This is a genomic window from Hylemonella gracilis (assembly GCF_004328645.1).
In the GTDB taxonomy this organism is placed as follows: Bacteria; Pseudomonadota; Gammaproteobacteria; order Burkholderiales; family Burkholderiaceae_C; genus Hylemonella; species Hylemonella gracilis_B.
In genome coordinates, this window is the sequence record NZ_CP031395.1 from 2,927,963 (window position 1) to 2,952,857 (window position 24,895).

General features: G+C 67.1%; 26 protein-coding genes and 1 pseudogene. 14 read left to right on the plus strand and 13 right to left on the minus strand.

Annotated features, from left to right (window positions below; all coding sequences use genetic code 11):
• The first annotated feature begins 12 nt into the window (after positions 1-12).
• The 3 genes from DW355_RS13745 to DW355_RS13755 are packed head-to-tail and all read left to right on the plus strand — an operon-like array spanning position 13 to position 2,174.
• Positions 13-708, plus strand: a complete 696-nt coding sequence (locus DW355_RS13745) for an amino acid ABC transporter permease (protein ID WP_131280866.1) — start codon at positions 13-15, stop codon at positions 706-708.
• A gap of 9 nt (positions 709-717) precedes the next feature.
• Entirely contained in the window at positions 718-1,440 is a 723-nt protein-coding gene (locus DW355_RS13750; RefSeq protein WP_131280867.1) for an amino acid ABC transporter permease, read from the plus strand.
• On the plus strand, positions 1,437-2,174 hold the full coding sequence (locus DW355_RS13755; protein WP_131280869.1) for an amino acid ABC transporter ATP-binding protein: 738 nt from the start codon (positions 1,437-1,439) through the stop codon (positions 2,172-2,174). The genes DW355_RS13750 and DW355_RS13755 overlap by 4 nt, the downstream gene beginning before the upstream one ends.
• Before the next feature lie 85 nt (positions 2,175-2,259).
• On the opposite strand, the gene DW355_RS17820 is transcribed toward DW355_RS13755, so the two are convergent.
• The 13 genes and pseudogenes from DW355_RS17820 to DW355_RS13815 form a co-directional block, all read right to left on the minus strand.
• On the minus strand, positions 2,260-2,397 hold the full coding sequence (locus DW355_RS17820) for a hypothetical protein (protein ID WP_165493199.1): 138 nt from the start codon (positions 2,395-2,397) through the stop codon (positions 2,260-2,262).
• Positions 2,398-2,524: 127 nt separating this feature from the next.
• Positions 2,525-3,688: an acyl-CoA dehydrogenase family protein gene (locus tag DW355_RS13760; protein ID WP_131280870.1), complete on the minus strand. Its 1,164-nt coding sequence runs from the start codon at positions 3,686-3,688 to the stop codon at positions 2,525-2,527.
• Between the two features lie 131 nt (positions 3,689-3,819).
• Positions 3,820-5,109 (minus strand): NAD(P)/FAD-dependent oxidoreductase, encoded by a 1,290-nt coding sequence (locus DW355_RS13765; protein WP_431733238.1) that lies wholly within the window; start codon positions 5,107-5,109, stop codon positions 3,820-3,822.
• 41 nt (positions 5,110-5,150) lie between these two features.
• A complete protein-coding gene (locus tag DW355_RS13770; RefSeq protein WP_131280874.1) occupies positions 5,151-5,471 on the minus strand; it encodes a c-type cytochrome in 321 nt (106 codons plus the stop codon).
• A gap of 131 nt (positions 5,472-5,602) precedes the next feature.
• Entirely contained in the window at positions 5,603-5,818 is a 216-nt protein-coding gene (locus DW355_RS13775) for a TOBE domain-containing protein (protein ID WP_006296894.1), read from the minus strand.
• Positions 5,819-5,848: 30 nt separating this feature from the next.
• Positions 5,849-6,727, minus strand: coding sequence for an ATP-binding cassette domain-containing protein (locus tag DW355_RS13780; protein ID WP_242671162.1), 879 nt, complete (start codon positions 6,725-6,727; stop codon positions 5,849-5,851).
• Entirely contained in the window at positions 6,724-7,719 is a 996-nt protein-coding gene (locus DW355_RS13785; RefSeq protein ID WP_131280876.1) for an aliphatic sulfonate ABC transporter substrate-binding protein, read from the minus strand. Before DW355_RS13785 ends, DW355_RS13780 begins: the two co-directional genes overlap by 4 nt.
• Positions 7,720-7,855: 136 nt before the next feature.
• Positions 7,856-8,713: an aliphatic sulfonate ABC transporter permease SsuC gene (gene ssuC, locus DW355_RS13790; RefSeq protein WP_131280878.1), complete on the minus strand. Its 858-nt coding sequence runs from the start codon at positions 8,711-8,713 to the stop codon at positions 7,856-7,858.
• A 36-nt stretch (positions 8,714-8,749) separates the two neighbouring features.
• Positions 8,750-9,946, minus strand: a complete 1,197-nt coding sequence (gene ssuD / locus DW355_RS13795) for an FMNH2-dependent alkanesulfonate monooxygenase (protein ID WP_131280879.1) — start codon at positions 9,944-9,946, stop codon at positions 8,750-8,752.
• A 25-nt stretch (positions 9,947-9,971) separates the two neighbouring features.
• A complete protein-coding gene (locus tag DW355_RS13800) occupies positions 9,972-10,202 on the minus strand; it encodes a hypothetical protein (RefSeq protein ID WP_131280881.1) in 231 nt (76 codons plus the stop codon).
• Positions 10,203-10,242: 40 nt separating this feature from the next.
• Complete coding sequence (locus DW355_RS13805; protein WP_131282732.1) at positions 10,243-11,163, minus strand: sulfonate ABC transporter substrate-binding protein; 921 nt, start codon at positions 11,161-11,163, stop codon at positions 10,243-10,245.
• 312 nt (positions 11,164-11,475) lie between these two features.
• Positions 11,476-12,077: pseudogene (ssuE, locus tag DW355_RS18165) on the minus strand (NADPH-dependent FMN reductase).
• 47 nt (positions 12,078-12,124) lie between these two features.
• Positions 12,125-13,147: a sulfate ABC transporter substrate-binding protein gene (locus DW355_RS13815; RefSeq protein WP_131280883.1), complete on the minus strand. Its 1,023-nt coding sequence runs from the start codon at positions 13,145-13,147 to the stop codon at positions 12,125-12,127.
• A gap of 152 nt (positions 13,148-13,299) precedes the next feature.
• Here DW355_RS13815 and DW355_RS13820 point away from each other — a divergent pair, with 152 nt between their 5' ends.
• The 11 genes from DW355_RS13820 to DW355_RS13870 all read left to right on the plus strand — a co-directional run bounded on the left by DW355_RS13820 (position 13,300) and on the right by DW355_RS13870 (position 24,254).
• Entirely contained in the window at positions 13,300-13,572 is a 273-nt protein-coding gene (locus DW355_RS13820; RefSeq protein WP_131280884.1) for an oxidative damage protection protein, read from the plus strand.
• Between the two features lie 60 nt (positions 13,573-13,632).
• Positions 13,633-15,651 carry a tRNA (5-methylaminomethyl-2-thiouridine)(34)-methyltransferase MnmD gene (gene mnmD / locus DW355_RS18405; RefSeq protein ID WP_131280885.1) on the plus strand — a complete coding sequence of 673 codons (2,019 nt, stop codon included), beginning with the start codon at positions 13,633-13,635 and terminating at the stop codon, positions 15,649-15,651.
• A gap of 153 nt (positions 15,652-15,804) precedes the next feature.
• The gene (locus DW355_RS13830; RefSeq protein WP_131280886.1) at positions 15,805-16,254 is read left to right on the plus strand and encodes a response regulator; all 450 of its coding nucleotides are present in this window, start codon (positions 15,805-15,807) and stop codon (positions 16,252-16,254) included.
• Positions 16,255-16,305: 51 nt separating this feature from the next.
• Positions 16,306-17,307 (plus strand): nucleoside hydrolase, encoded by a 1,002-nt coding sequence (locus DW355_RS13835; RefSeq protein ID WP_165493200.1) that lies wholly within the window; start codon positions 16,306-16,308, stop codon positions 17,305-17,307.
• A gap of 109 nt (positions 17,308-17,416) precedes the next feature.
• A complete protein-coding gene (locus DW355_RS13840) occupies positions 17,417-19,243 on the plus strand; it encodes a nitrite/sulfite reductase (protein ID WP_131282734.1) in 1,827 nt (608 codons plus the stop codon).
• A 14-nt stretch (positions 19,244-19,257) separates the two neighbouring features.
• The gene (locus tag DW355_RS13845) at positions 19,258-19,659 is read left to right on the plus strand and encodes a DUF934 domain-containing protein (protein WP_242671165.1); all 402 of its coding nucleotides are present in this window, start codon (positions 19,258-19,260) and stop codon (positions 19,657-19,659) included.
• The gene (locus DW355_RS13850) at positions 19,656-20,327 is read left to right on the plus strand and encodes a phosphoadenosine phosphosulfate reductase family protein (RefSeq protein ID WP_207388028.1); all 672 of its coding nucleotides are present in this window, start codon (positions 19,656-19,658) and stop codon (positions 20,325-20,327) included. The genes DW355_RS13845 and DW355_RS13850 overlap by 4 nt, the downstream gene beginning before the upstream one ends.
• 18 nt (positions 20,328-20,345) lie before the next feature.
• Complete coding sequence (cysD, locus tag DW355_RS13855; protein WP_131280888.1) at positions 20,346-21,302, plus strand: sulfate adenylyltransferase subunit CysD; 957 nt, start codon at positions 20,346-20,348, stop codon at positions 21,300-21,302.
• Between the two features lie 108 nt (positions 21,303-21,410).
• Complete coding sequence (locus tag DW355_RS13860) at positions 21,411-22,703, plus strand: sulfate adenylyltransferase subunit 1 (RefSeq protein ID WP_131280889.1); 1,293 nt, start codon at positions 21,411-21,413, stop codon at positions 22,701-22,703.
• A gap of 57 nt (positions 22,704-22,760) precedes the next feature.
• A complete protein-coding gene (fdxA, locus tag DW355_RS13865; RefSeq protein WP_131280890.1) occupies positions 22,761-23,090 on the plus strand; it encodes a ferredoxin FdxA in 330 nt (109 codons plus the stop codon).
• Positions 23,091-23,156: 66 nt separating this feature from the next.
• Positions 23,157-24,254, plus strand: a complete 1,098-nt coding sequence (locus tag DW355_RS13870) for an NAD(P)/FAD-dependent oxidoreductase (RefSeq protein WP_131280892.1) — start codon at positions 23,157-23,159, stop codon at positions 24,252-24,254.
• The last annotated feature ends 641 nt before the right edge of the window (positions 24,255-24,895 follow it).

Consider the following 24,895-nt stretch of genomic DNA (forward strand, 5'->3'; position numbering starts at 1 on the left):
GACAATCCCCCCATGCCCTCCTTCGATTTCTCCCTGCTGCTGGCCGGCCCCTACCATGAGATGCTGCTGGCTGGCCTGGGTATGTCGCTGCTGCTGCTGGCCATCTCGCTGATGTTGGCCCTGCCGCTCGCGGCCGCCCTGGCCCTCGTGCGCCTGTCCCCCTGGGCGCCATTGCGCGCCATCGGCTGGCTCTGCGTCGAGGTGCAACGCAACATCCCGCCCCTGGCCCATCTGCTGTTCTGGTACTTCGCCGCACCGGAACTGCTGCCCGAAGATTTCCGCGCCTGGCTCTACGACCACAACTTCGAGGCCATCGCCGCCGTGGTCGCACTCACGCTCTACGCAGCGGCCTTCATGGGCGAGGACCTGCGCAGCGGCATCCGCTCCGTGCCCGCCGTGCAATTCGAGGCGAGCCGGGCCCTGGGCCTGGGTTTCCTGCCCACCATGCGCCTCGTGGTGCTGCCGCAGGCCCTGCGCATCGCCACGCCGCCCCTGCTGTCGCAGACGCTCAACCTCTGGAAGAACAGCAGCCTGGCCACCGTGATCGGCACGGCCGAGCTGATGTACGCCGCCGCCAAGGTCGAGACCGAGACCTTCCGCAGCTTCGAGGCCTTCGCCTTCGCGACCGTGTGCTACCTGACGGTCTCGCTGGCCATCGGCGCCCTGGCCGCCTGGTTCGCCCGCCGTTATCCGCCGCGCTCGCTGTGAGGACAGCCCATGACCTTTCTTGAAGTCATCGACAACTACTGGCTCTATTTCCTCGTCGGCCAGTACCCCGAAGGCCCGCTGGGCGGGCTCGCCCTCACCCTGCTGCTGTCCGCCGCCGGCCTGCTCGCCGCCCTGCCCGCGGGCCTGGCGCTGGGCCTGGCGCGGGTGAGCCCCTGGCGCGCCCTGCGCTGGCCCGTGACCGCTCTGGTCTACGTGGTGCGCGGCACGCCGCTGCTGATGGTGGTGTTCTGGGCCTATTTCTTCCTGCCCAGCGTGACGGGTGCGAAGACGGACCAGTTCACCACCATGCTGATCGCGCTGGCGCTGTTCAACGGTGCTTACCTGGCGGAAGTGGTGCGCGCGGGCATCCAGGGCCTGCCGCGCGGCCAGATGGAAAGCGCGCGATCGCTCGGCCTGTCCTGGCTGCAGGCCATGCGCGGGGTCATCCTGCCGCAGGCCCTGCGCAACATGCTGCCGTCGCTGGTCAGTCAGTTCGTGATGACCATCAAGGAAACCTCGCTGGGCTACATCATCGGCCTGAACGAGGTGTCCTTCATCACCTCGCAGATCAACACCCAGGTCTTCATCTACCCGGTACAGCTCTACCTGATCCTGGGCCTGAGCTATTTCGTGCTCTGCTTCAGCCTCTCGCGTTTCGCCTACTGGATGGAACGCCGGCTGGAACGCAAGGCACGGCCCACCCCGCAACCTTCCGTCCCCGCCACCGCATGATCACCTTCGAGAACGTCAACAAATGGTATGGCCCGCGCCATGACTACCACGCCCTGGTCGACATCAACGAGACCGTGACCCAGGGCGAAATCGTCGTGGTCTGCGGCCCCTCGGGCTCGGGCAAGTCGACGCTGATCCGCACCCTGAACCGGCTGGAGCCGATCGACAGCGGGCGCATCACGCTGGACAGCGAGGACATCCACCGCAAGGGCCTCGACCTCAACGCCTTCCGCTCGCGCATCGGTTTCGTGTTCCAACAGTTCAACCTGTTCCCACACCTCACGGCGCTGGAAAACTGCACTCTGGCACCGGTCTATCTCAAGCGGACCACGAAGACCGAGGCCCGCGAGCGCGCGCTCGCCCTGCTGGACCGCGTCGGACTGGCCCACAAGGCCGACGCGCTGCCGGCGCAGCTCTCGGGCGGGCAGCAGCAGCGCGTGGCCATCGCCCGCGCGCTGGCCATGCAGCCGCCGCTGATGCTGTTCGACGAGCCCACCAGCGCACTCGACCCTGAGATGGTGGGCGAGGTGCTGCAGGTCATGAAAGACCTGGCGCGGGATGGCATGACCATGGTGGTCGTCACGCACGAAATGGGGTTTGCCCGCGAGGTGGCCGACCGCGTGCTTTTCATGGACGCCGGCCGGGTGCTGGAACGCGCCACGCCGGAGGCCTTCTTCACCCAACCGGAACACCCGCGCGCGCGCCAGTTCATCGCGGACATCCGCAGCCACTGAGCTTCAACGCGCCCTGCGGACAGCCTCCCCAATCCATGTGCCGCCGGAATGATCCAGGGCCGCAGGGGGTGCACGGCAGCGCCTGTCAGATCAGGTGCGGCAGCGCATGCGTCACCAGCAGCAAGGCGGCCAGCGCCACGCCCAGCAGCGCGCGCGACCACGGCGACACGGGCCCATCCGCGCCCGAACCGTCGTTCTGTGCTTCAAGCAATCGCTGAGTCATGTGCATCCTTGATGGGGTGCCTGCATTCTGAAAACAATCGGCCGCCAAGGGAACGAAAAGATCGTCAGATGCATATGGCCAATTCGGCATAAAGACGATCGACACCCTGCCCTCGGCCGGCACGCCTTCAGGTGTAGGCGGACGGCGGAGGCAAGACGTCGTTCAGCGCCCAGTTGCCAAGATCGCGCAGCTTGTACTCGATCGGGTCGTGCAGGGTATGGGTGCGGGCGTTGCGCCAGAAACGGTCGTGGCCCAGGGGCGCGTGCAGCGAGGATGTGCCCGCCACCTCGAACAGGCGGCTGCCGATGTCCAGGGCGGCGCGCGCCGCCACCACCTTGGCCGTGGCCACCGCGACCGAGACGGCGCCACGCTCCTCGGCCGTGAGCGCCAGGCCACGCTGCCAGGCCGCCTCGACCTGTTGCGCCACCTGTTCGGCCAGGGCTTCGGCGGCCTTGAGCTGCACCCAGAATTCGCCAAACTTCTCCAGCAGGTACGGGTCCTGGGTGGCCTGCTCTACGTTGGACAGCACCCAGGGCCGGCGCCACTGGCGGGTGTGGTCCCGCGCGGCCTGGTGCGCGCCCTCGGCGATGCCGAGGTAGATGTTGACCAGCATGGATTGAGAGAGTGTGGAGCGCAGCGAGGCCCAGGCACTGCTGCCCGGGCCGGGGTTCAGCACCTCCTCGGGGTAGACCAGCACGTCCTCGAAGACCACGTTGCCGCTGTCCGTCTGACGCTGCCCGATGGCATTCCAGTCGCCCTGGATCTGCAAACCCTCGCGGTCCGTGGGCACGGTCGCCGCGATCAGCCGACCGCATTCCAGGTGGGCCGAGACCAGCAGCACGTCGGCCCCCACCGCGCCCGAGCAGAAGCTCTTGACGCCATTGAGCACCAGACCTTCGTCGAATTCCACCGCCGTGACGCGCTTGTCGGCCGGGTTGTTCGCATTGCCCCAGAACCAGCGCTCGCGCACGGTGCGCGTCAGCCATTCCTGTTGCTGCGCCTCGCTGCCAAAGAAGGACAGGCTGGCCACTTGAAGGTGCTGAAAGGCGAAGAGGTGGGCCAGCGAACTGTCCACCGCCGCGATGCGGCGGATGGCGCGCAGGATGACGGGCCAGCGCTCGCCCTGCCCGCCGAACTTCGCGGGCACGGCCAGGGTCAACAGGCCGCTGTCGCGCAACAGGGCGCGCTCGGCGGCGGCGTGGCCACCCCGGCGATCACGTTCGACGGCAGTCGCCGCCAGGCTGGCACACAGCAGCGCGAGTTGTTCTTCCAGAGATTGCTTGATGTCCATGGCGCATGGACTCTAGCCAAGAAGGATCGCGCTGGGAACGAATGAATCGTTGCTTGCTTATGGCCACAACATCTAAACGCCACCAAACTCAGGCGCCGCGGCCTGCCGGAGGCAGCGGCGCTGCCCGCGGCTCAGAGCAGCGCGTCGGCCCAGATGTTGCGCGCCCAGGACTTGGCGTACTGCCCTTCCAGCCCATTGGCGGCCGGCGACAGCCCGCCGGCACCGGGCACCGCCACCACGGTCTTCTGCTCCGCGCTCCATTTGTGGACCGAGGCCACGTGCACCACCTCGGTCTCGGAGACGAAGCTGTAGCAGGTGTTGGCGAGGATGGGCTCGGGGTTGACCTCGCGGCCCTGCAGCAACGCGATCACCGCGTCCGCCGCGACCTTGCCGTGGTTGTTGGCCATGAAACCGGACTTGGGCATGCCCGGCGCCGAGGCCGTGGCGTCACCCAGCACGTGCACGCCCGGCGCGACGGTGGATTCGAAGCTGCGGAAGTCCACCCCCGCCCAGCGTCCACCCACGTTGAGCAGTTGGGCCTGCTGTGCGATGCGACCCGCCTGCTGAGGCGGCACCACGTTGAGCACGCCCGCGCGCACGGTGTCGAAGCTGGTCTCGATGGACAGGCTGGCGGCATCCACGCGCACCAGCTCGTTGCTCGCCCGGTACTCGACCAGGCCCGGGTACAACTCGTTCCAGGCCTTGAGGAAGAGACCCTTCTTGGAGACGATGTCCGGATTGGCGTCCAGCACGATGACCTTGGAGCGCGGCTTGTGCGCCTTGAAGTAGGACGCGACCTGCGAGACGCGTTCATAAGGTCCGGGCGGGCAGCGGAACGGCGCCTTGGGGATGTGCAGCACATAGGCACCGCCGTTGTCCAGGGCCTCGAGCTGCCTGCGCAGGGCCACCGTCTGCGCACCCGCCTTCCACGCATGCAGCACCCTGGCCTGCGCCTCGGCGCTTTCCAGCCCCGGCGTCTGGTTGTAGAGGAAATCGATGCCCGGCGAGACAATGAGGCGGTCGTACTTCAATGTGTCTCCATGGGCCAGCCGCACTTCCTTCTTGGCCACGTCGATGGCCGTGGCTTCGTCACGCACCACGCGCACACCGTGCTTGCGCTGCAGCGTGTCGTAGCTCGTGGTCAGGTTCTCGAGGGTCTCGTAGCCGCCCAGCACGAGGTTGGACAGCGGGCAGGAGATGAAGGTGGCCTCGCGCTCGACCAGCACCACCTCAAGTTCTTGCGCCGTTCCCTTCGTCCACAAGCGCAGGTACTTGGCCGCCGTCGCGCCGCCGTAACCTCCGCCGATCACCACCACGCGCTGACGCGCCCTACCGATGGGGGTGGCGCACCCAGCCAGGGTGGTCAAGGCGCCGGCGCCCGCGCCGGCCGCGACGGTGCGCAGGAAAGTTCTGCGTTGCAGATTGTTCATGGTGCGTGTCTCCGGGGTTCGGGGCGGGCGGGTCAAGGCTTCTGGGCGGCGAAGAAAGCCGCCAGGCGTTCGAGTTCGTCATCGCTGTAGCCCTTGGCGTGCTGGTGCATCACCGTGGCCTGCAGCTCGCCCTTCTTGTACGCCAGCAGCTTTCGCAGCAGCACGGCCCGGTCCTGGCCCGCGATGACCGGAATCGCTCCTGGCGTGGGTCCCCCCGCCCCGTTGGTGCCATGACAGGCCGCGCAGCTGGCGGCCCAGACCCGGGCCTGGGCATCGATGCCCTGGGCGGCGGCATGTGTGCCGAGACCGAGGGCCAGCAACAAGGCCGATCCGAAAAGCAGTTTATTCGTCATGTGCAAGTCTCCTGAACTGGCTGCCCCGAGTATCGAAAAAGTCTGGCGTGAAGCCAAACACTTTTTCATTCCGGATTCGGCGGCAGCGCCGATGCGCCTTCAAGAACCCGCATGCGCCGGGTCCCGCGCCCTCAGATCTTCGCCAACGACACTTCGGTGGCCTTGACCAGCGCAACGACCTCGCTGCCTGGACGCAGGTTCAGGTCATTGACTGAGCGCGTGGTGATCACCGAGGTCACGATGCCCCAGGGTGTCTCGACGTCGATTTCCGACAGCACGTCGCCGCGGATGATTTCCTTGACCTTGCCGCGGAACTGGTTGCGGACATTGATGGCTTGAATGGACATGGTGATGACTCCTGGTGAAAAAAGAAAAAATCAGATGGCCCAGCGCAGGCCGGTGGCGGGTATGCCGCCCGGGATGCCCCCGGTCCCGCCGGGCCAGCCCGGCGGATCGGTCTCGTGCGCGGCGGTTTTGTCGGTCTGCTGCAGCACGCGGGTCAGGATGCGGTTTTCCAGCGCGGCGAACGCCGCGGCGCCGCGCTCGCGGGGACGCGGCAGGGGCACGCGCTCGTCGAGCGCGATGCGCCCGTCCTCGATCAGGATCACGCGGTCGGCCAGGGCCACGGCCTCCTGCACGTCGTGCGTGACCAGCAAGGCCGTGAAGCCATTGCGCAGCCACAAGCCCTCGATCAATGCGTGCATCTCGATGCGCGTCAGCGCATCCAGGGCGCCCAGGGGTTCGTCGAGCAGTAGCAGGCGCGGGTTGTGCACCAGCGCGCGCGCCAGGGCCACGCGCTGGCGCTGTCCACCGGACAGGCGCGCGGGCCAGTCTCCCAGGCGCTCGCCCAAGCCGACCTGGGCCAGCACCTCAGCGGCGCGGCCCCGCTCGCCCTGGAGCAAGCCCAGGGCCACGTTGTCCAGCACACGCTTCCAGGGCAGCAGGCGCGCGTCCTGGAACATGATGCGGGTGTTGTCGTTCAGACCCTGGATGGCCTGGCCATCCAGGCGCAGCTCGCCCCCATCGCGCGCTTCCAGCCCCGCGACCAGGCGCAACAGCGTGCTCTTGCCGCAGCCGCTGCGCCCCACGATCGCGACGAACTCGCCGGGCTCGATGCGCAGTTGCAATTGGCGCAGCACCTCGCGCTCGCCATACCGCTTGCCCAGGCGATGCGCCTCGAGCCGCACGCCCCTGGCCACGCGTTCGGACTGTGCCTCACCTTGCGGCAAGGCGGACTTCGGGACGAAGGTATTCATGTCGCTGACCCTCGCGCGGCACGGGCCGCCGTGGATGGCTTGAACAGTGGCGCGTTCAGCGCATCCACCGGCTTGGGCAGCAATTTCTCGGCCAGGAAGGCGTCGGCGATCTTCTGCTGCTCGACCAGGCGCTCAGACGTGACGGCGCGCACGGCATAACTGCGGTTGCCATTGGCCTGTTCGACGATCGTGGGGTCCAGTCCCCAGAAGGGACCCAGCAAGGCCGCAGCCTCCTTGGGCTGACGCTTGACCCACAGTCCGGCCTTCTCAAGCTCGGCGTAGACCACGTCCAGCACCTTGGGGCTGGCCTCGGCGAAACGCGTGCTCGCCAGGTAATAACGCTGGTAGGACGCCAGCCCATCGCCATCGGCCAGCACGCGCGCGCCGGACTGAATGCGGGCGGCCGACAGGAACGGGTCCCACACCACCCAGGCATCGATCGCACCCTTCTCGAAGGCGGCGCGCCCGTCGGCCGGCGTCAGGTAACGGGCGTTGATATCGGCCAGGGAAAGACCGACCTTGGCCAGCGCGGTGATCAGCAGGTAGTGCACGCCCGCCGCCTTGGCGAAACCAACGTTCTTGCCCTTGAGGTCGGTCAGACCGCGGATGGGCGAGTCCTTAGGCACCAGGATGGCCTGGGCCGAAGGCGACGGCGCTTCCTGCGCCACGAAGGTCAGCTGCGCGCCCGCGGCCTGCGCGAACACGGGCACGGTGTCGGCCACGTCAGCGCTGAAATCGATGTTGTCCAGGTTCAAGGCCTCCAGCAGCGGCAGGCCGCTGGTGAACTCGTGCCAGCTCGGTTGAAAGCCCAAGGGCGCGAGCTGCTTCTCCAACGTGCCCTGCAGCTTGAGCACCGAAATCAGCGTGGAAGATTTCTGGTAACCGATGCGGATGGTCTTGGTGGTCTGCGCGAGCAAGGGCGCCGCGGCGTACAACGAACCAAGCGCGGTCATCGACCCCAGCACGGTCCGCCGATTGAATACATGAGACATAAAGACTCCGTTGATGAAAGTTCAAACCAAAGACCAGAGCAGCGCAGTCCCTTCCAGGGCTCCCGCGGAACTGGCTTTGCCAGGCCGCTGGGAGCGCCCCCTTGAGGGGGAGGCGCCGCAGGCGCTTCGGGGTGTTTCATTTGCTATATCCGGGGTGCCAACGCAACCACCAATGCTCAAGACCTCGCGCGAGCACGTCGGCCAGCTTGCCCAGCAAGGCGTAGAGCAGGATGCCCACGAGCACGATGTCGGTCTGCAGGAACTCGCGTGCGTTCATGGTCAGGTAGCCGATGCCCGACTGGGCGGAGATGGTCTCGGCCACGATCAGGATCACCCACATCAGGCCCAGCGAGAACCGCAGGCCGACCAGGATGGACGACAGCGCGCCCGGCAGGATGATCTGGCGGTAGAGCTGCCAGCGGTTCAGGCCATAGGTGCGGCCCATCTCGATCAGGCCCGGATCCACGCTGCGGATGCCGTGGAAGGTGTTGAGGTAGATCGGGAAGAAGACCGAGATGGCGATCAGGAACAGCTTGGCACTCTCGTCAATGCCGAACCAGAGGATGACCAGCGGAATCATTGCCAGCGCGGGAATGTTGCGCAGCATCTGGAAGCTGGAATCGAGCAGCGTCTCCAGCCAGCGCGACGTGCCCGTCAGCAGGCCCAGCACCAGCCCCAGGCCACCGCCAATGGCCAGGCCGGCCAGGGCACGACCCGCGCTGACCTTGACATGGGTCCAGAGCTCGCCCGAGGCCGTGAGATTCCAGGCCGCGATGGCCACGTCCACGGGAGCGGGCAGAACGCGGGTGGACAGCCAGCCCTGAGTCGAGGCGAGTTGCCAGGCGACGATCAGCGCGATCGGCACCAGCCAGGGCAGCAGGCGCAACCAGACGGCCAGGGCCAGACCGCGCAACAGCGCACCGACAGGCGCACCAGGCTCCTGGCTCAAGTCCGGCAGCGGCGTCACTTGCAATTCATGCGCGGGGACACTCATCGTTTCATCCTCTCCAGCAGTTCGGGGCACCGGGCCTCATTGCGCGGCGACGCGCGCGGGCGCATCGATGTTGGCGACGACCTCGCCGAACGGGCCACTCAGCTTCTGTCCGGGCAGCGGCTGGTTCGCCGCCTCACCCAGGCGCCGCTGCGTGTCCAGCGAGAGCAGCGGGAACACCAGTTCCGCGAAGCGATAGGCTTCCTCCAAATGCGGATAGCCCGAAAGCACGAAGGTGTCCAAGCCCAGCGCCGCGTATTCCTCGATGCGCGCAGCCACCTGTTGCGGACTGCCTACCAGGGCCGTGCCCGCACCGCCGCGCACCAGGCCCACGCCGGCCCAGAGGTTGGGGCTGATTTCGAGCGAGGCGCGGTCGCGCTTCTTGCCTCCCTGGTGCAGCGCGGCCATGCGGCGCTGGCCTTCCGAATCCATCTTGGCGAAGGCGGCCTGCGCCTTGGCCACGATGCCGTCGTCCAGGCGACTGATCAGATCGTCCGCGGCGGCCCAGGCAGCGGCTTCCGTCTCGCGCACGATGACGTGCAGGCGGATGCCGAACTTCACGGTGCGATTGCGCTTGGATGCACGCGCCTTCACGTCGGCCACCTTCTTCGCCACCTCGGCGGGCGGCTCGCCCCAGGTCAGGTAGGTGTCCACCTGCTCGGCAGCCAGGTCGTGCGCGGCCTCGGACGAGCCGCCGAAATAGATCGGCGGGTAGGGCTGCTGCAAGGGCGGAAACAGCAGCTTCGCGCCCTTGACGCTCAGGTGCTTGCCCTCGTAATCGAAGGCCTGGGCCTGGGTGTCGTGACTGCGGGCGATGATCTCGCGCCAGATGCGGATGAACTCGGCGCTCTGCTCGTAGCGTGCCGCGTGGTCGAGGAACACCCCATCGCCTTCCAGCTCGGCTTGGTCGCCCCCCGTCACGAGGTTGACCAGTAGCCGGCCGCCGGAGAGCCGGTCGAAGGTCGCGGCCATGCGCGCCGCCAGCGCGGGCTGGTGCAGGCCGGGCCGCACGGCCACGAGGAACTTGAGGCGCTGGGTCACGGGCAAGAGGCTCGCGGCCACGACCCAGGGGTCCTCGCAGGACCGGCCCGTGGGGATGAGCACCCCCTCGTAGCCCAGGCGGTCGGCCGCCTGCGCCACCTGCGTGAGGTAGGCGTGGTCCACCTGGCGCGCGCCTTCGCCCGTGCCAAGGTAACGGCTGTCGCCGTGGGTGGGGATGAACCAGAAGACTTTCATGAGGGACCTCTTGTCGATTGGAATCTCAGATGGCAAAGGCGAAGCGCAAGGCGCGGCGCGACGGACGCGCCACCGGCGACCGGACCGGATGCCGGGCCCAAGTGCTCGTGGTCCCGGTCTGTCGCGACATGGGCGCATGAACGGACCCCGCAGGCTGAGGCAGCGGCCACGTCAAACCCCACGCCCGCGCCGAGGTCTGCAGCACGCGCGCGGCACCGGCGGGGAAGGCGGGAATGTCGAAAGCGGAAGTGCTCATGGGGCCGATCCAGGTGAGGACGAGATCAGGTGTCGCCGGATCATTTCGCCTGGAAAGCCACGGCGTCGCTGATCTGGATGGCCTTGGGGATCAGCTTCAGCTCGAAGAAGGTGTCGGCGATCTTCTGCTGGTCGGCGGCCACGGCGGGCGTGATGGGCCGCACATTGAATTCGTAGCGCGTCAGCGCGGTCTCCACCACCGCGACGGGCAAGCCCTGCAGCGGCGCGACCAACTCGGCGGCGGCGCGCAGGTTCTTCTTGATCCAGGCCCCCTTCTCCACCGAGTCCTCGAACAGGGCCTGGACGATCTTCGGGTGCTTCTGAACGAACCCCGCCTCGGCCAGGTAGAAGGCGTAGTTGTTGACCACGCCCTTGCCATTGGCCAGGATGCGCGCGCCGATGGATTGCTCCGCCGCCGCAGCGAAGGGGTCCCAGATGACCCAGGCGTCCACCGCGCCGCGCTCGAAGGCAGCGCGCGCGTCGGCCGGCGCCAGGTAGACCACCTGCACGTCGGACAGCTTCAGGCCGTTCTTCTCCAGCGCCTTGACCAGCAGGTAGTGCACATTGCTGCCTTTGTTGAGGACCACCTTGCGCCCCTTGAGGTCGCTCACGTTGCTGATGGGCGAATCCTTGGGCACGAGGATGGCCTCGGCCTCGGGCGAAGCCGGGTCATGGCCGAAATAGACGAACTTCGCGCCCGCGGCCTGAGCGAAGACGGGCGGCGCCTCGCCCACGTAACCCACATCCACGGCGCCCACGTTCAGGCCTTCCAGCAGTTGAGGGCCGGCGGGGAATTCCACCCATTTGACGGTGGCGTTCAGCGGCGCGAGCTTTTTCTCCAGGCTGCCTTGGGCTTTTTGCAGGGTCAGCAGGCTGGCGGACTTCTGGAAGCCAATCCTCAGTTCCACCGGGGCGCCCTGCGCCGAAGCCGGAAAAATCACGGAGAGGTTCAGCAGCAGCATCAGGACGATCAATGCGACCGACACCAGGGCGCTGAAGAACAGATCCCCCAGCGGTAGGGCGTGGGATGGGCGGGGTCGTAGGGCAGGTCATCCGCGGTGGTGCTGCCTTGCGGGGTCGGGTGGGTCATGGTGGTCATCCTGGTGTTCAACTTGATCGAGGTGGGTCGGCATGGCCGAACGGCGGGCAACACAGGTCCCTGCCGCCCGGTCAACGGTTCAGCACGAAGAAAAGGAGAAGGCGCCCGGCGAAAGAAACGAAGCGCAGGCACAAACGCCAGGCCGGGGCATGCGCCGTTCTGACGGCGCGAGACGTCAGACGCTACATCGCACGTCCGCGAACGCGATCGGCTCCTCGAAGCCCGTGTTGCGCGCGGGACGGGCACGCTGCGCAGCCCCTCGGTGTAGAGGGTGGCCGCGGCTTCGCCCAGCCGGGCCTCGATGTCGGGATGAATCACGTAGGCCTCCTCGGGCGTGAGCGCCACCTGGGCGTCCGTGGCGTAGACGCCCGGCAGGATGTGGCGCGCCGCCAGGGATTGAAGCACCGGCCGCAAGGCGTAGTCGAGCGCCAGCATGTGGTGCGGGCTACCGCCCGTGGCCAGGGGCAGCACGACCTTGCCCTTGAACGCCGTCTGGGGCAGCAGGTCCAGCAGCAGCTTGAGCACGCCGCTGTAAGCCGCCTTGTAGACCGGGGTGGCCACCACGATGGCCTGGGCTTCGGCCACCCGCCGTGCCGCGTCTTGCACTGCGGGATGGCCGACATCGGCTTGCACCAAGGCCTGCGGCGGCAGGTCACGGACCGACAGGCGATGGACCAGCGTGCCGCGTCCGGCCGCCAGCAAACGCCCCACCCGGTCCAGCAGCGCCGCGGAGCGGGAACGCTCGGACGGGCTGCCTGCAATCAACAAGACCGACATGAATGCTCCCTGATGTCCCGTTTGGCTGGAGGCGGGCGTGGCGACGTTCACTTCTTGGCGTAGATCTGGTCGAAGCTCGCGCCGTCGGCGAAGTGGTCCTTGTCCGCCTTCGCCCAGCCGCCAAAGCCCTGGTCGATGGTGAACAGGTTGAGCTTGGGGAACTGCTTGGCGTACTTGTCGATGGCCTTCTTGGAAACGGCGGGACGGTAGAAGTTCTTGCCCGCGATGTCCTGGCCTTCCTCGGAATACAGGTACTCGAGGTAGGCCTGCGCGACCTTGCGCGTGCCCTTCTTGTCCACGTTCTTGTCGACCACGGCGACGGCGGGCTCGGCCAGGATGGAGATCGAGGGTGCCACCACGTCGAACTTGGTGCCGAATTCCTTCTCGAGCAGGTAGGCCTCGTTCTCCCAGGCGATCAGCACGTCACCCTGGTTGCGCTGGGCGAAGGTGATGGTGGAGCCGCGCGCGCCGGTGTCGAGCACGGGCACGTTGGCGTACAGCTTCTGCACGAATTCCTTGGCCTTGGCCTCGCCACCGTACTTGCGCTTGGCGAATTCCCAGGCCGCGAGGTAGTTCCAGCGCGCGCCGCCGGAGGTCTTGGGGTTGGGCGTGATCACGCTCACGCCGGGCTTGACCAGGTCGTCCCAGTCCTTGATGCCCTTGGGGTTGCCCTGGCGCGTCACCAGCACGATGGTCGAGGTGTAGGGCGAGGAATTGTGCGGCAGCTTCTTCTGCCAATCGGCCGCCAGCCAGCCGCCGTTCTTGACCAGCGCGTCGGTGTCGCCGGCCAGGGCCAGCGTGGCCACGTCGGCGTCCAGGCCGTCGATGATGGAGCGGGCCTGCTTGCCCGAGCCGCCGTGGCTTTGCTTGATGGTCACGTTCTGGCCGGTCTTGTCCTTCCAGTACTTGTTGAAGGCGGCGTTGAACTCCACGTAGAGCTCGCGCGTGGGGTCATAGCTCACGTTGAGCAGGGTGACGTCTTGCGCCAAAGCCGGGGTGCCGGCAAGGCTGAAGGCGGTCAGCAGACCGGCCAGCAGGGGAAACTTGATAAAGTCGCGGCGTTGCGTCATGTCGGGTTCCTTGGTTCTAAGTTGGAATCGCTGCAATGGATAAAAAAGCGATGCAAGGCATTCTGGAGAGACATGACCCAAACTGGAACGACTAAGATTTCAGTTGCTTATTACTCAAACATCGATAGATACCCTCCAAGAGATTCACCGCCATGGCACGCACCGTCAACTGCATCAAGCTCGGCAAGGAAGCCGAAGGACTGGACTTCCCGCCCTATCCCGGCGAACTGGGCAAGCGCATCTGGGAAAGTGTCAGCAAGGAAGCCTGGGCGGCCTGGCTCAAGCACCAGACCATGCTGGTCAACGAAAACCGCCTGAATCTGGCCGACGCGCGCGCGCGCCAGTACCTCGCGCGCCAGATGGAGAACCACTTCTTCGGCGGTGGCGCGGAGCAGGCCCAGGGCTACGTGCCGCCCAGCGCCTGAACAGCGCGACGTCCCGCCTCGCAGGCAGAGGCACGGCGTGGATCGAGGCGCTCGCATACGATGAGCGAACCCATCTCCTGGCGCGACGACACTCCCTTCAGCGCGCGCTTCAACGATGTCTACCGCACCAAGGCGGACGGACTGGCACAGGCGCGGCGCATCTTCCTGGGCGGCTGTGCGCTGGCGGAGCCCGTGGCAGAGCCAGCCGAAGAAAAAACCACGGAACAGGCTGGAAGCACCTGCACCAGCACCTGGGCCGGTCGGCGCCAGTGGCGCATTCTTGAAACCGGTTTCGGACTGGGGCTGAATTTTCTGGCCACCTGGCAAGCCTGGCGGCGCGCAACGGCACGCCCACGCTTGCTGCATTTCGTCTCCATCGAGGCCTTCCCGGTCGCGGCTGAAGACCTCGCGCGAGGTGCCGCGCCCTGGCCGGAACTGGCCCCGCTGGCCGAGGAACTGGCCACGCAATGGCGAAGGCTGGAACCCGGCACGTCTTGCCCGGTGCAGCGGCTGAGCTTCGATGATGGGCGCGTGCTGCTCACCCTGTGCCTGGGCGATGTGCGCCCCATGCTGCGCGAACTGCGCCCCACCCTGCCGCACAGTATCGACAGCGTCTTCCTCGATGGCTTCGACCCGCATGCCAACCCCGACATGTGGTCGCCCGACACCTTGCGCGAACTCAGCACCCTGGCGCGGCGCGGCGCCACGCTGGCCAGTTGGACCGCCAATGGCGCGGTGCGACGCGCCCTGGTGCAGAACGGATGGCAGGTCGACAAAGTGCCGGGCCTGCCCCCCAAGCGCGAGAGCATCCGCGCGGTGTACGAACCCCGCTGGGAGCCGACCCGCGCCCTTCCCCCGGTAGACCGTGAGCCCGGGCGCTGCATCGTGATCGGCGCCGGCCTGGCCGGCGCAGCGACGGCCGCGAGCCTGGCGCGCCGGGGCTGGCGGGTGACGGTGCTGGACGCGGCGCCACCCCCAGACCTTGGGGACGAGGCTGAGGGCAGCTCCGCCGCCCAGGGGTCGAATCTGCGGAACTTTGAGGGCAGCTCCGCCGCTCGCGCGTCGGATCTGCCGGTGGGCCTCTTCGCACCCCATGCCTCGCCGGACGACAACCTCTTGTCGCGCCTCACGCGCGCGGGCATACGCCACGCGGTGCAGACGGCCGAGGACTTGACGCGGCAAGGGCGGCTGCGGGCGGGACAGGATTGGTTGCTCAGCGGCGTGCGTGACCTGGGGCATGCGGCGCCGATGGACCATGTGCAAGCGGGCTGGATGAAACCTGCGCGTCTGGTCGCGGCGTGGCTGGCGCAGCCGGGCGTGCAGGTGCGCGGCCAGACCGCCGCTGCCAGCCTGCGGCACGCCGGCCCGAACGGGGTCTGGCAGGTGCTGGACGCAGAGGGCCGGGAGCTCGCGCAAGCCGAGCTGGTGGTGGTCGCCGCGGCCTGTGCCAGCGCGGCGCTGCTGGACGTCCACCTGCCCCCATCCTCGCCGCTGCCCCTGAGCCCGGTACGCGGGCAAATCAGTTGGGCCATGCACGCGACTGGGCCACGCGATGCACCCGAAGCACTCTGGCCCCTCGGGCCGGTCAACGGCAACGGCCATTTCATTCCCACGGTCCCGCTGGGCGCGGGCGCGGCCTGGTTCTGCGGTTCCACCTACGAGCGCGGCGAAACCGACCCCCGCCCCTCGGCGATCGCCCTGGCTGAAGGCCACGCCGCCAACCTCGACAAACTGCGGCTGTTGCAACCCGACGTTGCCCAATGGCTGACGCCCACCTTCACGCGCAAAGCAGTACGGGCCTGGAGCCAGATCCGCTGCGCTTCGCGGGACCGCCGGCCCCTGGTCGGTCTGATCGGACGGCTTGATGGCCTCGAGGGGCCCGTCACCGACCCTCGCGCATCGGCCACCCCTGGCAGCCTCGCCCTGCTGACCGCCCTGGGCTCACGCGGCCTGAGCTTCGCGGTGTTGTGCGCCGAGTTGCTGGCGGCGCAGTTGCACGCCGAGCCTCTGCCCCTGCCGCACAAACTGGCCCGGGCCCTGGATGTGCGACGCGTGCTGGCGCCGAGCCGCGGCCGCTGAACGGACGCGTTGGGCCAAGGCAACGGCTGCAGGCGCAGGCCGGATCGCGACCAATTGCACACCTTACTTACATCGTGTTGCAAGGTGACGCCCCCGTCACAAAGCGCTGGCATCCACAATGCCGAACCGCCTGCCCACCATCGCCCCGCCGCCATGGACAACTCCGCTTACGCCTCTCCCTTGCCGCCGCAGCCCGAACCCGCCTCCGCAGTTGGGGCCAAACCCTTGTGCGCTTTGGTGGTGGCGCATGACCCTGCGTTGAAGCAACAGCTGGTGCAGGCGCTGGCCGCGATGCTGGAAGTCGGTTCGGTGCGTGGCGCACACACGCTGGAGACCGGTCTGGTCGCCATCGATGGCGGCATGGTGGACCTGCTGGTGGTCGACCTGGACCTGCCCGAAGAAGGCGGCCACACCCTGATCCGGCACGCGCGACGACGCCTGACGGGCTGCCGGGTCCTGGCCCTGGCCACCCCCTCGACTGCCGAAGCGCGGATGCCGGCGGCGGTCCAGACCGGCGCCCTGGGCTGGCTGCGGGTACCCGCCTCGCCGGAACGAGCAGGTGCCGAGGTGGCCGCGCAGATTCGCCAATTGCTCGCTGCCTGAACCACCGGGTGGACTGGCCTGAGCGCTGGTGGCATGGCGCAAAATAGACCCATGCCGCACAAGCTGATTCTCGACATCGATCCCGGCCTCGACGACGCGCTCGCCCTGGTCTTCGCCCATGCCCATCGGGGGTTTGAGCTGCAGGCCATCACCACGAGTTTTGGCCGCGTGGCACTGCCCCAAGCCACGCGCAACGCCTTGCGCCTGAGCGTGCTGCTGGGTCGGGAAGATTTGCCCGTCTGCGAAGGCGTCGTCACGCCCACGCGCAAGGGGGAATGGCTGCCTGACCCCGGCCTGCATGGCCAGGACGGCCTGGGTGACTGGACCGGTGATGCCCCATTGCGACGCGGCACGGATCCGCGTTCCGCCGCGCGCGGCATCGTTCAGATGGCCATGGCCCATCCCGGTGAAATCTCCCTGCTGTGCGGCGGCCCGCTGAGCAACCTGGCCCAGGCCCTGCGTCTGGAACCCAGGCTGCCACAACTCCTGAAGCAAGTGGTGGTCGCGGGCGGCTGCCTGGACGCCCCCGGCGATGTCTCGCCCGGGGCCGAATTCAACCTCTGGTCCGACCCGCACGCGGCGGACGTGGTGCTCGGTGCGGGGTTCGCGCTGACGCTGCTGGGCCTGAACGTCAGCCGCGCCGCGCCGCTGCCACTGGCCTGGTTGGAACACTGGGCGGCGCAGGACGGGGCCAGCCAGCTACGGCAACTGCTCTGGCACGCTGCCCGCCACCAGTCCCGAGTCCAGGCCGAGGAATCCGGGCTAGTGGCATCGGCCAGCGCGCTACCCCCGGCCATTGCCACGCCCGGTGTGCTGGCCCTGGTCTGGATGGTGCAACCCGAGCTGTTTCGCCTCGTCAGCGGCCCGGCCCGGGTCGCCTATGACGGCCTGGCCGAAGGTCAGTTGCTGCTGGACCGGCACGCTGACCTGGGTCTGCCGCCCTACCCCCACCCCGGGTGGAGCACCGACCAGCACGCCGTGCAGGCCGTCGTCCACCTGGACGCACCCGCCTGCCTGGACCTGGTGCAGCAGACACTGGCGCCGCTGCGCTGAGCGTCGTCCGGTGCTTGTCGGGCGCGCGGATTTGCTTATTACTGGTAGTCATGGACTCCTAAGCAAAATGTAGTTTGGAATTGAAAGCGTGACTTTTACAGTCACGCCCATGTACCAGTACACCGATTTCGACCGTCAGTTCATCCGGCTGCGCGCGGAACAGCACCGCGACCAGCTACAACGCCGCCTGAGCGGCCAGCTCAGCGAAGAAGAATTCCGGCCTTTGCGTCTGCAGAACGGCTGGTATGTGCAGCGCCATGCGCCCATGCTGCGCGTGGCCGTGCCTTACGGCGAGATCTCAGCCCCTCAGTTGCGCGTGCTGGCGCGCATCGCCCGTGAATACGACCAGCCCACGCACGAGGTCTTCCAAGGCGCCGTGGCGGCGCAGAACAAACTGGGCGACGTGCAACTGCGTGACGGTCAGGCCATCGGCAGCAAGCTGGTGACGGGCTACGGCCACTTCACCACCCGGCAGAACGTGCAGTTCAACTGGATCCCGCTGGACAAGAGCGCGGACGTGATGGACTTGCTGGCCACCGTGGACATGCACGGCATCCAGACCAGCGGCAACTGCATCCGCAACATCACCACCGACGCCCTGGCGGGCGTGGCCGTGGACGAGGTCGCCGACCCGCGCCCCTGGGCCGAGGTCATGCGCCAGTGGAGCACGCTGCACCCCGAATTCGCCTACCTGCCGCGCAAGTTCAAGATCGCCATCACCGGCGCGCGCGAAGACCGCGCGGCCACCCCTTGGCACGACGTGGGCCTGCACCTCGTCCGCGGCGCGGCGGGTGAACTCGGCTTCAAGGTGTTGGTGGGCGGCGGCATGGGCCGCACGCCGACCATCGCCACCGTGATCCGCGAATTCCTGCCGGCCGAGCAGATCCTCAACTACCTTGAAGCGGTGGTGCGTGTCTATAACCGCTGGGGCCGCCGCGACAACAAGTACAAGGCGCGCATCAAGATCCTGGTGAAGGCCGAGGGCCAGCGCTATGTGGACGAGGTCGAAGCCGAATACCAGCAGATCCTCGAGCACGACGGCGCTCCGCACACCGTCAGGGCCGACGAGCTGCAGCGCGTGAGCGCGGGGTTCGTGCCCCCGGCCCTGAAGCTGGGCGGCGCCGCCGCGCAAGCCGCCGAGCCGGTGGCCACCGCCGAACAGGCCGAATACCAGCGCTGGCTGCAGCGCAATGTGCACGCGCACCAGAACCCAGCCTTGCGTGCGGTCACGCTCTCCTTCAAGCGCCCGGGCCAGTCGCCCGGCGACGCCACCGCCGCGCAGCTCGACGCCGTGGCGGAGCTGGCCGAGCGTTACAGCGCCGGCGAAGCGCGCGTGACGCACCAGCAGAACCTGCTGCTGCCATGGGTGGCCGCCGCGCAACTGCCTGCGCTCTGGCGCGAGGCCAAGCGCCTGGGTCTGGCCAAGGCCAACATCGGCCTGCTGTCCGACATGATCGCCTGCCCCGGTGGTGACTTCTGCGACCTGGCCAACGCCCGCTCGCTGCCGCTGGCCGAGGCCGTGACGGTGCGCTACCAGGACTTGGACGAACTGGAAGACCTGGGTGAGATCGACCTGCACATCAGCGGTTGCATCAACTCCTGCGGCCACCACCACAGCGGCCACATCGGCATCCTCGGCGTGGACAAGGACGGCAAGGAGTGGTACCAGGTGACGGTGGGCGGCTCGGACGGCAAGGCCCTGTCGGGCGCGGCCGTGCCGGGCAAGGTCATCGGTCCGTCCTTCTCCTCGCACGAGGTGCCGGACGTGATCGAGGCCCTGCTCGACACCTACCGCGAGCTGCGCGCGACCGGCGCCGACGGCCGCCAGGAACTGTTCATCGACACGCTGCGGCGGGTCGGTGTGGATCCCTTCAAGCAGGCTGGACAGCAGGCCCGCCACCCGAGCGCGGACACCGAAGAGACTGCCACCGCCTGAGCCCAAAGACCACCATGCCCCTGCAACTCATCTCCGCCCACGATGCACAGAGCGGCGCCGCCGCCGACGCCAGCGCCGCCGAGGTGCTGGTCCTGCCGAATGATGCCGACCCGCGCACCGTGCAGCTCGACGGCGTGAAGCGCGTCGACCTCCATTTCCCTGCCTTCACCGATGGCCGCGCCCACAGCCAGGCCTTCCTGCTGCGCCGCCGCCTGGGCTTCCAGGGTGACATCCGCGCCACCGGCGATGTGCTGGCCGACCAGTTGCCGCTGATGGCGCGCAACGGCTTCACCCAGGCCGTGCTCAAGGAAGGCCAGGACTTGGCCACCGCGCATCGCCAGCTCGCGCGTTTTCCGTCTTATTACCAGGGCGACGCCGTGTTGACACAACCGCGTTTCGCGCGGGAGCCCGCATGAACAACCGTCTGAACCCCGCCAGCGCGGTCAACGCGGGCAGCGGCATCAGCGCCGCTGATCTCGCGCAAGTCAACGCCCAGCACGGCCACGACGCGCCCGCCCTGGTGGCCTGGGCGCTGGGCCTGAACAAGACCGCGATCGTCACCACGAATTTCCGCCCCTTCGAGGCGGTGATCCTGCACCTGGTCACGCGCGTGCAACCCGACGTGCCCGTGGTCTGGATGGACAATGGCTACAACACCGAAGCCACTTACCGCTACGCCGACGAGGTGACGCGTTTGCTGGGGCTGAACCTGCGCATCTACCTGCCGCGCCGCACGCGCGCGCACCGCGAGGCGGTGGAAGGACCGGTACCCGGGCTCGACGACCCGCGCCACGCTGCCTTCACGGAAGAAGTGAAGCTGGAGCCCTTCGCCCGCGCGCTGCGCGAGACCGCGCCCCAAGTCTGGTTCACCGCGCTGCGCGCCACCGATTCCGCCGTGCGCGCCCAGATGGAGCCGGTCAGCATCAACCCCGATGGCCTGATCAAGGTCGCACCGCTGCTGCATTGGTCTTCCAAGGACCTGCACCAGTACTGCGAAACGCACGGACTGCCCAACAACTTCGACTACGTGGACCCGACCAAGGGTGAAGCGCAGCGCGAATGCGGTCTGCACATCGCGCATTGAATGGAGACGACCAAGGTCATGAACGCTCGCCCCCCCCTGGAACTTCGGCCGGAACTGCTGGCCCCTGCGCAGCACCAGCTCAGCAATGCCCACCTTGACGCGCTCGAGGAAGAAACCATCTTCATCCTGCGCGAAGTCGCCGCCGCCTTCGAGCGCCCGACCCTGCTGTTCTCGGGTGGCAAGGATTCGCTGGTGCTGCTCAAGTGCGCGGAGAAGGCTTTTGGTACCGGCAATCTGCCCTACCCGCTGCTGATGATCGACACCGGCCACAACTTCCCGGAAGTCACGGCCTTTCGCGACCAGCGCGCGGCCGAGCTCGGCGCCCAACTCATCGTGCGCAACGTGGAAGATTCCATGAAGCGCGGCACGGTGCGGCTGGCGCATGCCGGCGAATCGCGCAACGCCCACCAGTCGGTCACCTTGCTCGAGGCCATCGAGGAATTCCGCTTTGACGCGCTGATCGGCGGTGCGCGGCGCGACGAGGAAAAGGCCCGCGCCAAGGAACGCATCTTCAGCCACCGCGACGGCTTCGGTCAGTGGAACCCCAAGGCCCAGCGGCCCGAACTTTGGACGCTGTTCAACACCCGCCTGGCGCCGGGCGAGCATTTCCGCGTCTTCCCCATCAGCAACTGGACCGAGCTGGACGTGTGGCAGTACATCGCCCGTGAAAACGTGGCCCTGCCCGGCCTCTACTACACGCACCAACGCGAAGTGGTGGAACGCAAAGGCCTGCTCGTGCCCGTGACCGAGCTCACGCCGCCCAAGGCGGGCGAGCAGGTTGTCGTGCGCGACGTGCGCTTCCGCACCGTGGGCGACATCACCTGCACCTGCCCCGTGGCCAGCACCGCCGCGAACGCCAACGACATCGTGATCGAGACCCTGGCCGCCGAAGTCAGCGAACGCGGCGCGACCCGCATGGACGATCAAACCAGCGACGCTTCGATGGAGAAGCGCAAGAAAGACGGGTATTTTTAAGCTCCCCCCAGGCTGCGCGCACTTCGTGTCGCTCCGCCTCCCCCTCAAGGGGCACCACCAGCGGCCCGGCAAAGCCGGTTCCGCGGTGGTTCGCGAATAGGAAAACTTATGACGATTTCTAACATCTCATCCACCGCCTCCGCGCTCAAGTTCATCACTTGCGGCTCGGTGGATGATGGCAAGAGCACGCTGATTGGCCGCCTGCTGGTCGACACCCGCGCCGTGCTGCAAGACCACCTGGCCGGCGTGCAGCGCCAGGGCCAGACCGACCTGGCGCTGCTGACCGACGGCCTCACGGCCGAGCGCGAGCAGGGCATCACCATCGACGTGGCCTACCGCTACTTCAGCACCGAGACGCGCAAGTTCATCATCGGCGACGCGCCAGGCCATGAACAGTACACGCGCAACATGGTCACGGCGGCCTCCAGCGCCGACGCGGCCGTGGTGCTGATCGACGCGACCAAGCTGGACTGGAAAAACCCGGCCCTCGCCCTGCTGCCCCAGACCCGCCGCCACAGCCTGCTGCTGCAGTTGTTGCGCGTGCCGGGCATCGTGTTCGCGGTCAACAAGCTCGACGCGGTGGACGACGCCGCGCTGGCGTTCCAGCACATCGGCGCCGCGCTCGCGGCCTTCGCGCAAAGCGCGGGCCTGAATGTCCAGGCCACCGTGCCCGTCTCTGCCCTGAAGGGCTGGAACGTGGTGGACGCTGCGGAGCAGCAAGGCTGGTGCGGCTACAACGGCCCCACCCTGCTGCAAATCCTGGAAGCACTGCCCGTCACGCCTGCGGATGGGAACATGCCGTTCGCCTTTCCCGTGCAATGGGTCGAGAAGTTCTCGTCCTCCGCCGACACCTCGCAAGGCCGCCGCGTGTTCTGGGGCCGCGTGGCCGCGGGCTCGGTACGGGCCGGCGACGAGATCACCGTCTTTCCGAGCGGCCTGACCGCCATGGTGGCGCAGGTGCTGGACCATGTCCGCCAGCCCGGTGATGTGAGCGCCGGCCACAGCGCCGGCATCGTGCTCGACCGTGAGGTGGACGTGTCGCGCGGCGACTGGCTGCTCTCGACCGGGCACGCGCCCGCCACCCAGACGCTGCAGACCACCGTCGCCTGGCTGGACGATGAACCCCTGGTGCCGGGCAGGGTTTACTGGGCCCTGCATGGCCACCGTTGGGTCAAGGCCAAGGTGGCGCGCATCGCGCACCGCCTGAACATCCAGACCTTGGCCAAGGAAGAAGCCCAGCAACTCGAGGCCAACAGCATCGGCCACGTGGAACTGACGCTGCAAGCCCCGCTGGCCGTCCTGCCCTTTGCCCAGGCGCGGGTGCTGGGTTCGCTCATCCTGGTCGACACGGCCAGCCACCGGACGGCAGGGGCCGTTCTGGTGAACGCAGCCGCAGCCTGAGCCGATCCCAGGCCTCATCCTTTAAAATCGCGGGTTTCCACCCAGCCAGAACCACCAATGACCCACGTCGTCACTGAAGCCTGCATCCGCTGCAAATACACCGATTGCGTCGATGTCTGCCCCGTCGACTGCTTCCGCGAAGGTCCGAACTTCCTGACCATCGACCCGGACGAGTGCATCGACTGCGCGGTCTGCATCCCCGAATGCCCGGTCAATGCCATCTACGCCGAGGAAGACGTGCCGTCCGGCCAGATGCACATGATCAAGCTGAATGCGGAACTGGCCCGCGCACCGGGCTGGAAGAGCATCACCAAGCGCAAGGCGGCCCTGCCGGATGCCGAGCAGTGGAAAGACAAGACCGGCAAACTGTCCGAGCTTCAGCGCTGAACCTCGACGCGCCCACGCCGCTGATTTCTCAACACTGGGCCGGCCCGGCTCGCTCTCTACGTTACCGTGCAGTTCCAAACCCCGTTCCACACCCATGTCGGCGGCCCTGACAGCCCCGTGATCGAGACCGACGCCGTCATCATCGGCGCAGGCCCCGTGGGCCTGTTCCAGGTCTTCGAACTCGGTCTGCTCGAAGTCAAGACCCATGTGATCGACTCGCTCGCCTACCCCGGCGGCCAACCCATCGAGCTGTATCCGGACAAGCCGATCTACGACATTCCGGCCGTGCCCGTCTGCACGGGACAAGAGCTGACCGACTCCCTGCTCAAGCAGATCGAGCCCTTCGGCGCCACCTTCCACCTGGGCCAGACCGTGACCGTGGTGCAGAAACGCGACGACGGGCGCTTTGATGTCGAGACCGACAAGGGCACCCGCTTCATCACCAAGACCATCTTCATCGCCGCGGGCGTGGGCGCCTTCGAGCCGCGCACGCTGAAGGTGGACGGGCTGGACAAATTCACGGGCACGCAGCTCCATTACCGCGTCAAGAACCCGGCCGATTTCGCGGGCAAGAACCTGCTGATCGTGGGCGGAGGCGACTCCGCCCTGGACTGGACGTTGAACTTCACCAGCGAAGGCCCGAACAAGGCCGAGAGCGTGATCCTCGTGCACCGCCGCGACGGCTTCAAGGCCGCGCCTGCCAACGTGGCCAAGATGCGGGAACTGTGCGAGGCCTATGAGATGCAGTTCATGGTCGGGCAGATCACGGACTTCGAGGAGAAGGACGGCAAACTGGCCGCCGTGAAGGTGACAGGCGGCGACGGCGTGACGCGTGTGGTGCCGCTGGACATGCTGCTGGTCTTCTTCGGCCTGTCACCCAAGCTCGGGCCGATCGCGGACTGGGGCTTGGCCATCGAGCGCAAGCAGTTGGTGGTGGACACGGAAAAGTTCAGCACCAGCGTGCCGGGCATCTTCGCCGTGGGCGACATCAACACCTACCCGGGCAAGAAGAAGCTGATCCTGAGCGGCTTCCACGAATGCGCCCTGGCCGCCTTTGGCGCCATGCCTTTCATCAACCCGGACAAGAAGGTGCACCTGCAGTACACGACGACCAGCCCCAAGCTGCACAAGGTGCTGGGAGTGGAGTCGCCGGTGTTTGACTGACCTTTGTGCTTCTCCTGTCCTGTGTTGTTCACAGGGCGGCGCTGATGGAAACCAAGCCCGCTTCGTGCGGGCTTTTTTGTGGCTTCGTGGAAGAGTCGCACCGGGCCTGCCCCCAGCACGCTCATACGGGGATGGCCTTCGGTTTCGCGCTTCAGACGGGCATGAAGCCGCTGCGGCATAACTTACTGCGCGCCTGCGGCGCTCCGTTCAAACACGATGCCGCAAATCAGAGGACGATGCGCCGCACTTGCGGCGCTGCGGCTTCATGCCCGGCCAGGTGATGCTGAATGAGTCTGCCGATGGGCTGCGCCACATGACGGGATGGGATGCAAGGCGCAAACCGCAGCCATAGCCCAGCTATGGCGAGGATTTGCAACGCCGCAGACCGCCCGCCATGCGGATGCGGCACGCGGCGAGACTTGTTCAGCATCGCCTCATCGCCATCCCCGAAATCGCGCGCTGGGGGCAGGCCCGGTGCGAATTGCGGTTGATGTCACGACTTCATTTCGATTTTTCCATCTTGCACAGGTGGCTGCGCCATCAAGCATGCGGGATTTCACGGCTTTTTATATCACTGGAAACGCATAGCGTCGGCCCTGGCGCCTAAAAAACGTTAGTGAATTTTGAAAATTTGGGTAGTT

What these genes read in the sequence shown, in the direction of transcription:
- DW355_RS13755 (WP_131280869.1), top strand. Translation starts at nt 1,437, where the DNA reads ATGATCACCTTCGAGAACGTCAACAAATGGTATGGCCCGCGCCATGAC.
- ssuD (WP_131280879.1), bottom strand. Translation starts at nt 9,946, where the DNA reads ATGAAAGTCTTCTGGTTCATCCCCACCCACGGCGACAGCCGTTACCTT.
- mnmD (WP_131280885.1), top strand. Translation starts at nt 13,633, where the DNA reads ATGAGCGAACCCATCTCCTGGCGCGACGACACTCCCTTCAGCGCGCGC.
- DW355_RS13750 (WP_131280867.1), top strand. Translation starts at nt 718, where the DNA reads ATGACCTTTCTTGAAGTCATCGACAACTACTGGCTCTATTTCCTCGTC.
- DW355_RS13775 (WP_006296894.1), bottom strand. Translation starts at nt 5,818, where the DNA reads ATGTCCATTCAAGCCATCAATGTCCGCAACCAGTTCCGCGGCAAGGTC.
- DW355_RS13745 (WP_131280866.1), top strand. Translation starts at nt 13, where the DNA reads ATGCCCTCCTTCGATTTCTCCCTGCTGCTGGCCGGCCCCTACCATGAG.
- DW355_RS13845 (WP_242671165.1), top strand. Translation starts at nt 19,258, where the DNA reads ATGCCCCTGCAACTCATCTCCGCCCACGATGCACAGAGCGGCGCCGCC.
- DW355_RS13860 (WP_131280889.1), top strand. Translation starts at nt 21,411, where the DNA reads ATGACGATTTCTAACATCTCATCCACCGCCTCCGCGCTCAAGTTCATC.
- cysD (WP_131280888.1), top strand. Translation starts at nt 20,346, where the DNA reads ATGAACGCTCGCCCCCCCCTGGAACTTCGGCCGGAACTGCTGGCCCCT.
- ssuC (WP_131280878.1), bottom strand. Translation starts at nt 8,713, where the DNA reads ATGAGTGTCCCCGCGCATGAATTGCAAGTGACGCCGCTGCCGGACTTG.
- DW355_RS13835 (WP_165493200.1), top strand. Translation starts at nt 16,306, where the DNA reads ATGCCGCACAAGCTGATTCTCGACATCGATCCCGGCCTCGACGACGCG.
- DW355_RS13805 (WP_131282732.1), bottom strand. Translation starts at nt 11,163, where the DNA reads ATGCTGCTGCTGAACCTCTCCGTGATTTTTCCGGCTTCGGCGCAGGGC.
- DW355_RS13785 (WP_131280876.1), bottom strand. Translation starts at nt 7,719, where the DNA reads ATGTCTCATGTATTCAATCGGCGGACCGTGCTGGGGTCGATGACCGCG.
- DW355_RS13840 (WP_131282734.1), top strand. Translation starts at nt 17,417, where the DNA reads ATGTACCAGTACACCGATTTCGACCGTCAGTTCATCCGGCTGCGCGCG.
- DW355_RS13780 (WP_242671162.1), bottom strand. Translation starts at nt 6,727, where the DNA reads ATGAATACCTTCGTCCCGAAGTCCGCCTTGCCGCAAGGTGAGGCACAG.
- DW355_RS13850 (WP_207388028.1), top strand. Translation starts at nt 19,656, where the DNA reads ATGAACAACCGTCTGAACCCCGCCAGCGCGGTCAACGCGGGCAGCGGC.
- DW355_RS13760 (WP_131280870.1), bottom strand. Translation starts at nt 3,688, where the DNA reads ATGGACATCAAGCAATCTCTGGAAGAACAACTCGCGCTGCTGTGTGCC.
- DW355_RS13770 (WP_131280874.1), bottom strand. Translation starts at nt 5,471, where the DNA reads ATGACGAATAAACTGCTTTTCGGATCGGCCTTGTTGCTGGCCCTCGGT.
- DW355_RS13830 (WP_131280886.1), top strand. Translation starts at nt 15,805, where the DNA reads ATGGACAACTCCGCTTACGCCTCTCCCTTGCCGCCGCAGCCCGAACCC.
- DW355_RS17820 (WP_165493199.1), bottom strand. Translation starts at nt 2,397, where the DNA reads ATGACTCAGCGATTGCTTGAAGCACAGAACGACGGTTCGGGCGCGGAT.
- DW355_RS13820 (WP_131280884.1), top strand. Translation starts at nt 13,300, where the DNA reads ATGGCACGCACCGTCAACTGCATCAAGCTCGGCAAGGAAGCCGAAGGA.
- fdxA (WP_131280890.1), top strand. Translation starts at nt 22,761, where the DNA reads ATGACCCACGTCGTCACTGAAGCCTGCATCCGCTGCAAATACACCGAT.
- DW355_RS13815 (WP_131280883.1), bottom strand. Translation starts at nt 13,147, where the DNA reads ATGACGCAACGCCGCGACTTTATCAAGTTTCCCCTGCTGGCCGGTCTG.
- DW355_RS13800 (WP_131280881.1), bottom strand. Translation starts at nt 10,202, where the DNA reads ATGAGCACTTCCGCTTTCGACATTCCCGCCTTCCCCGCCGGTGCCGCG.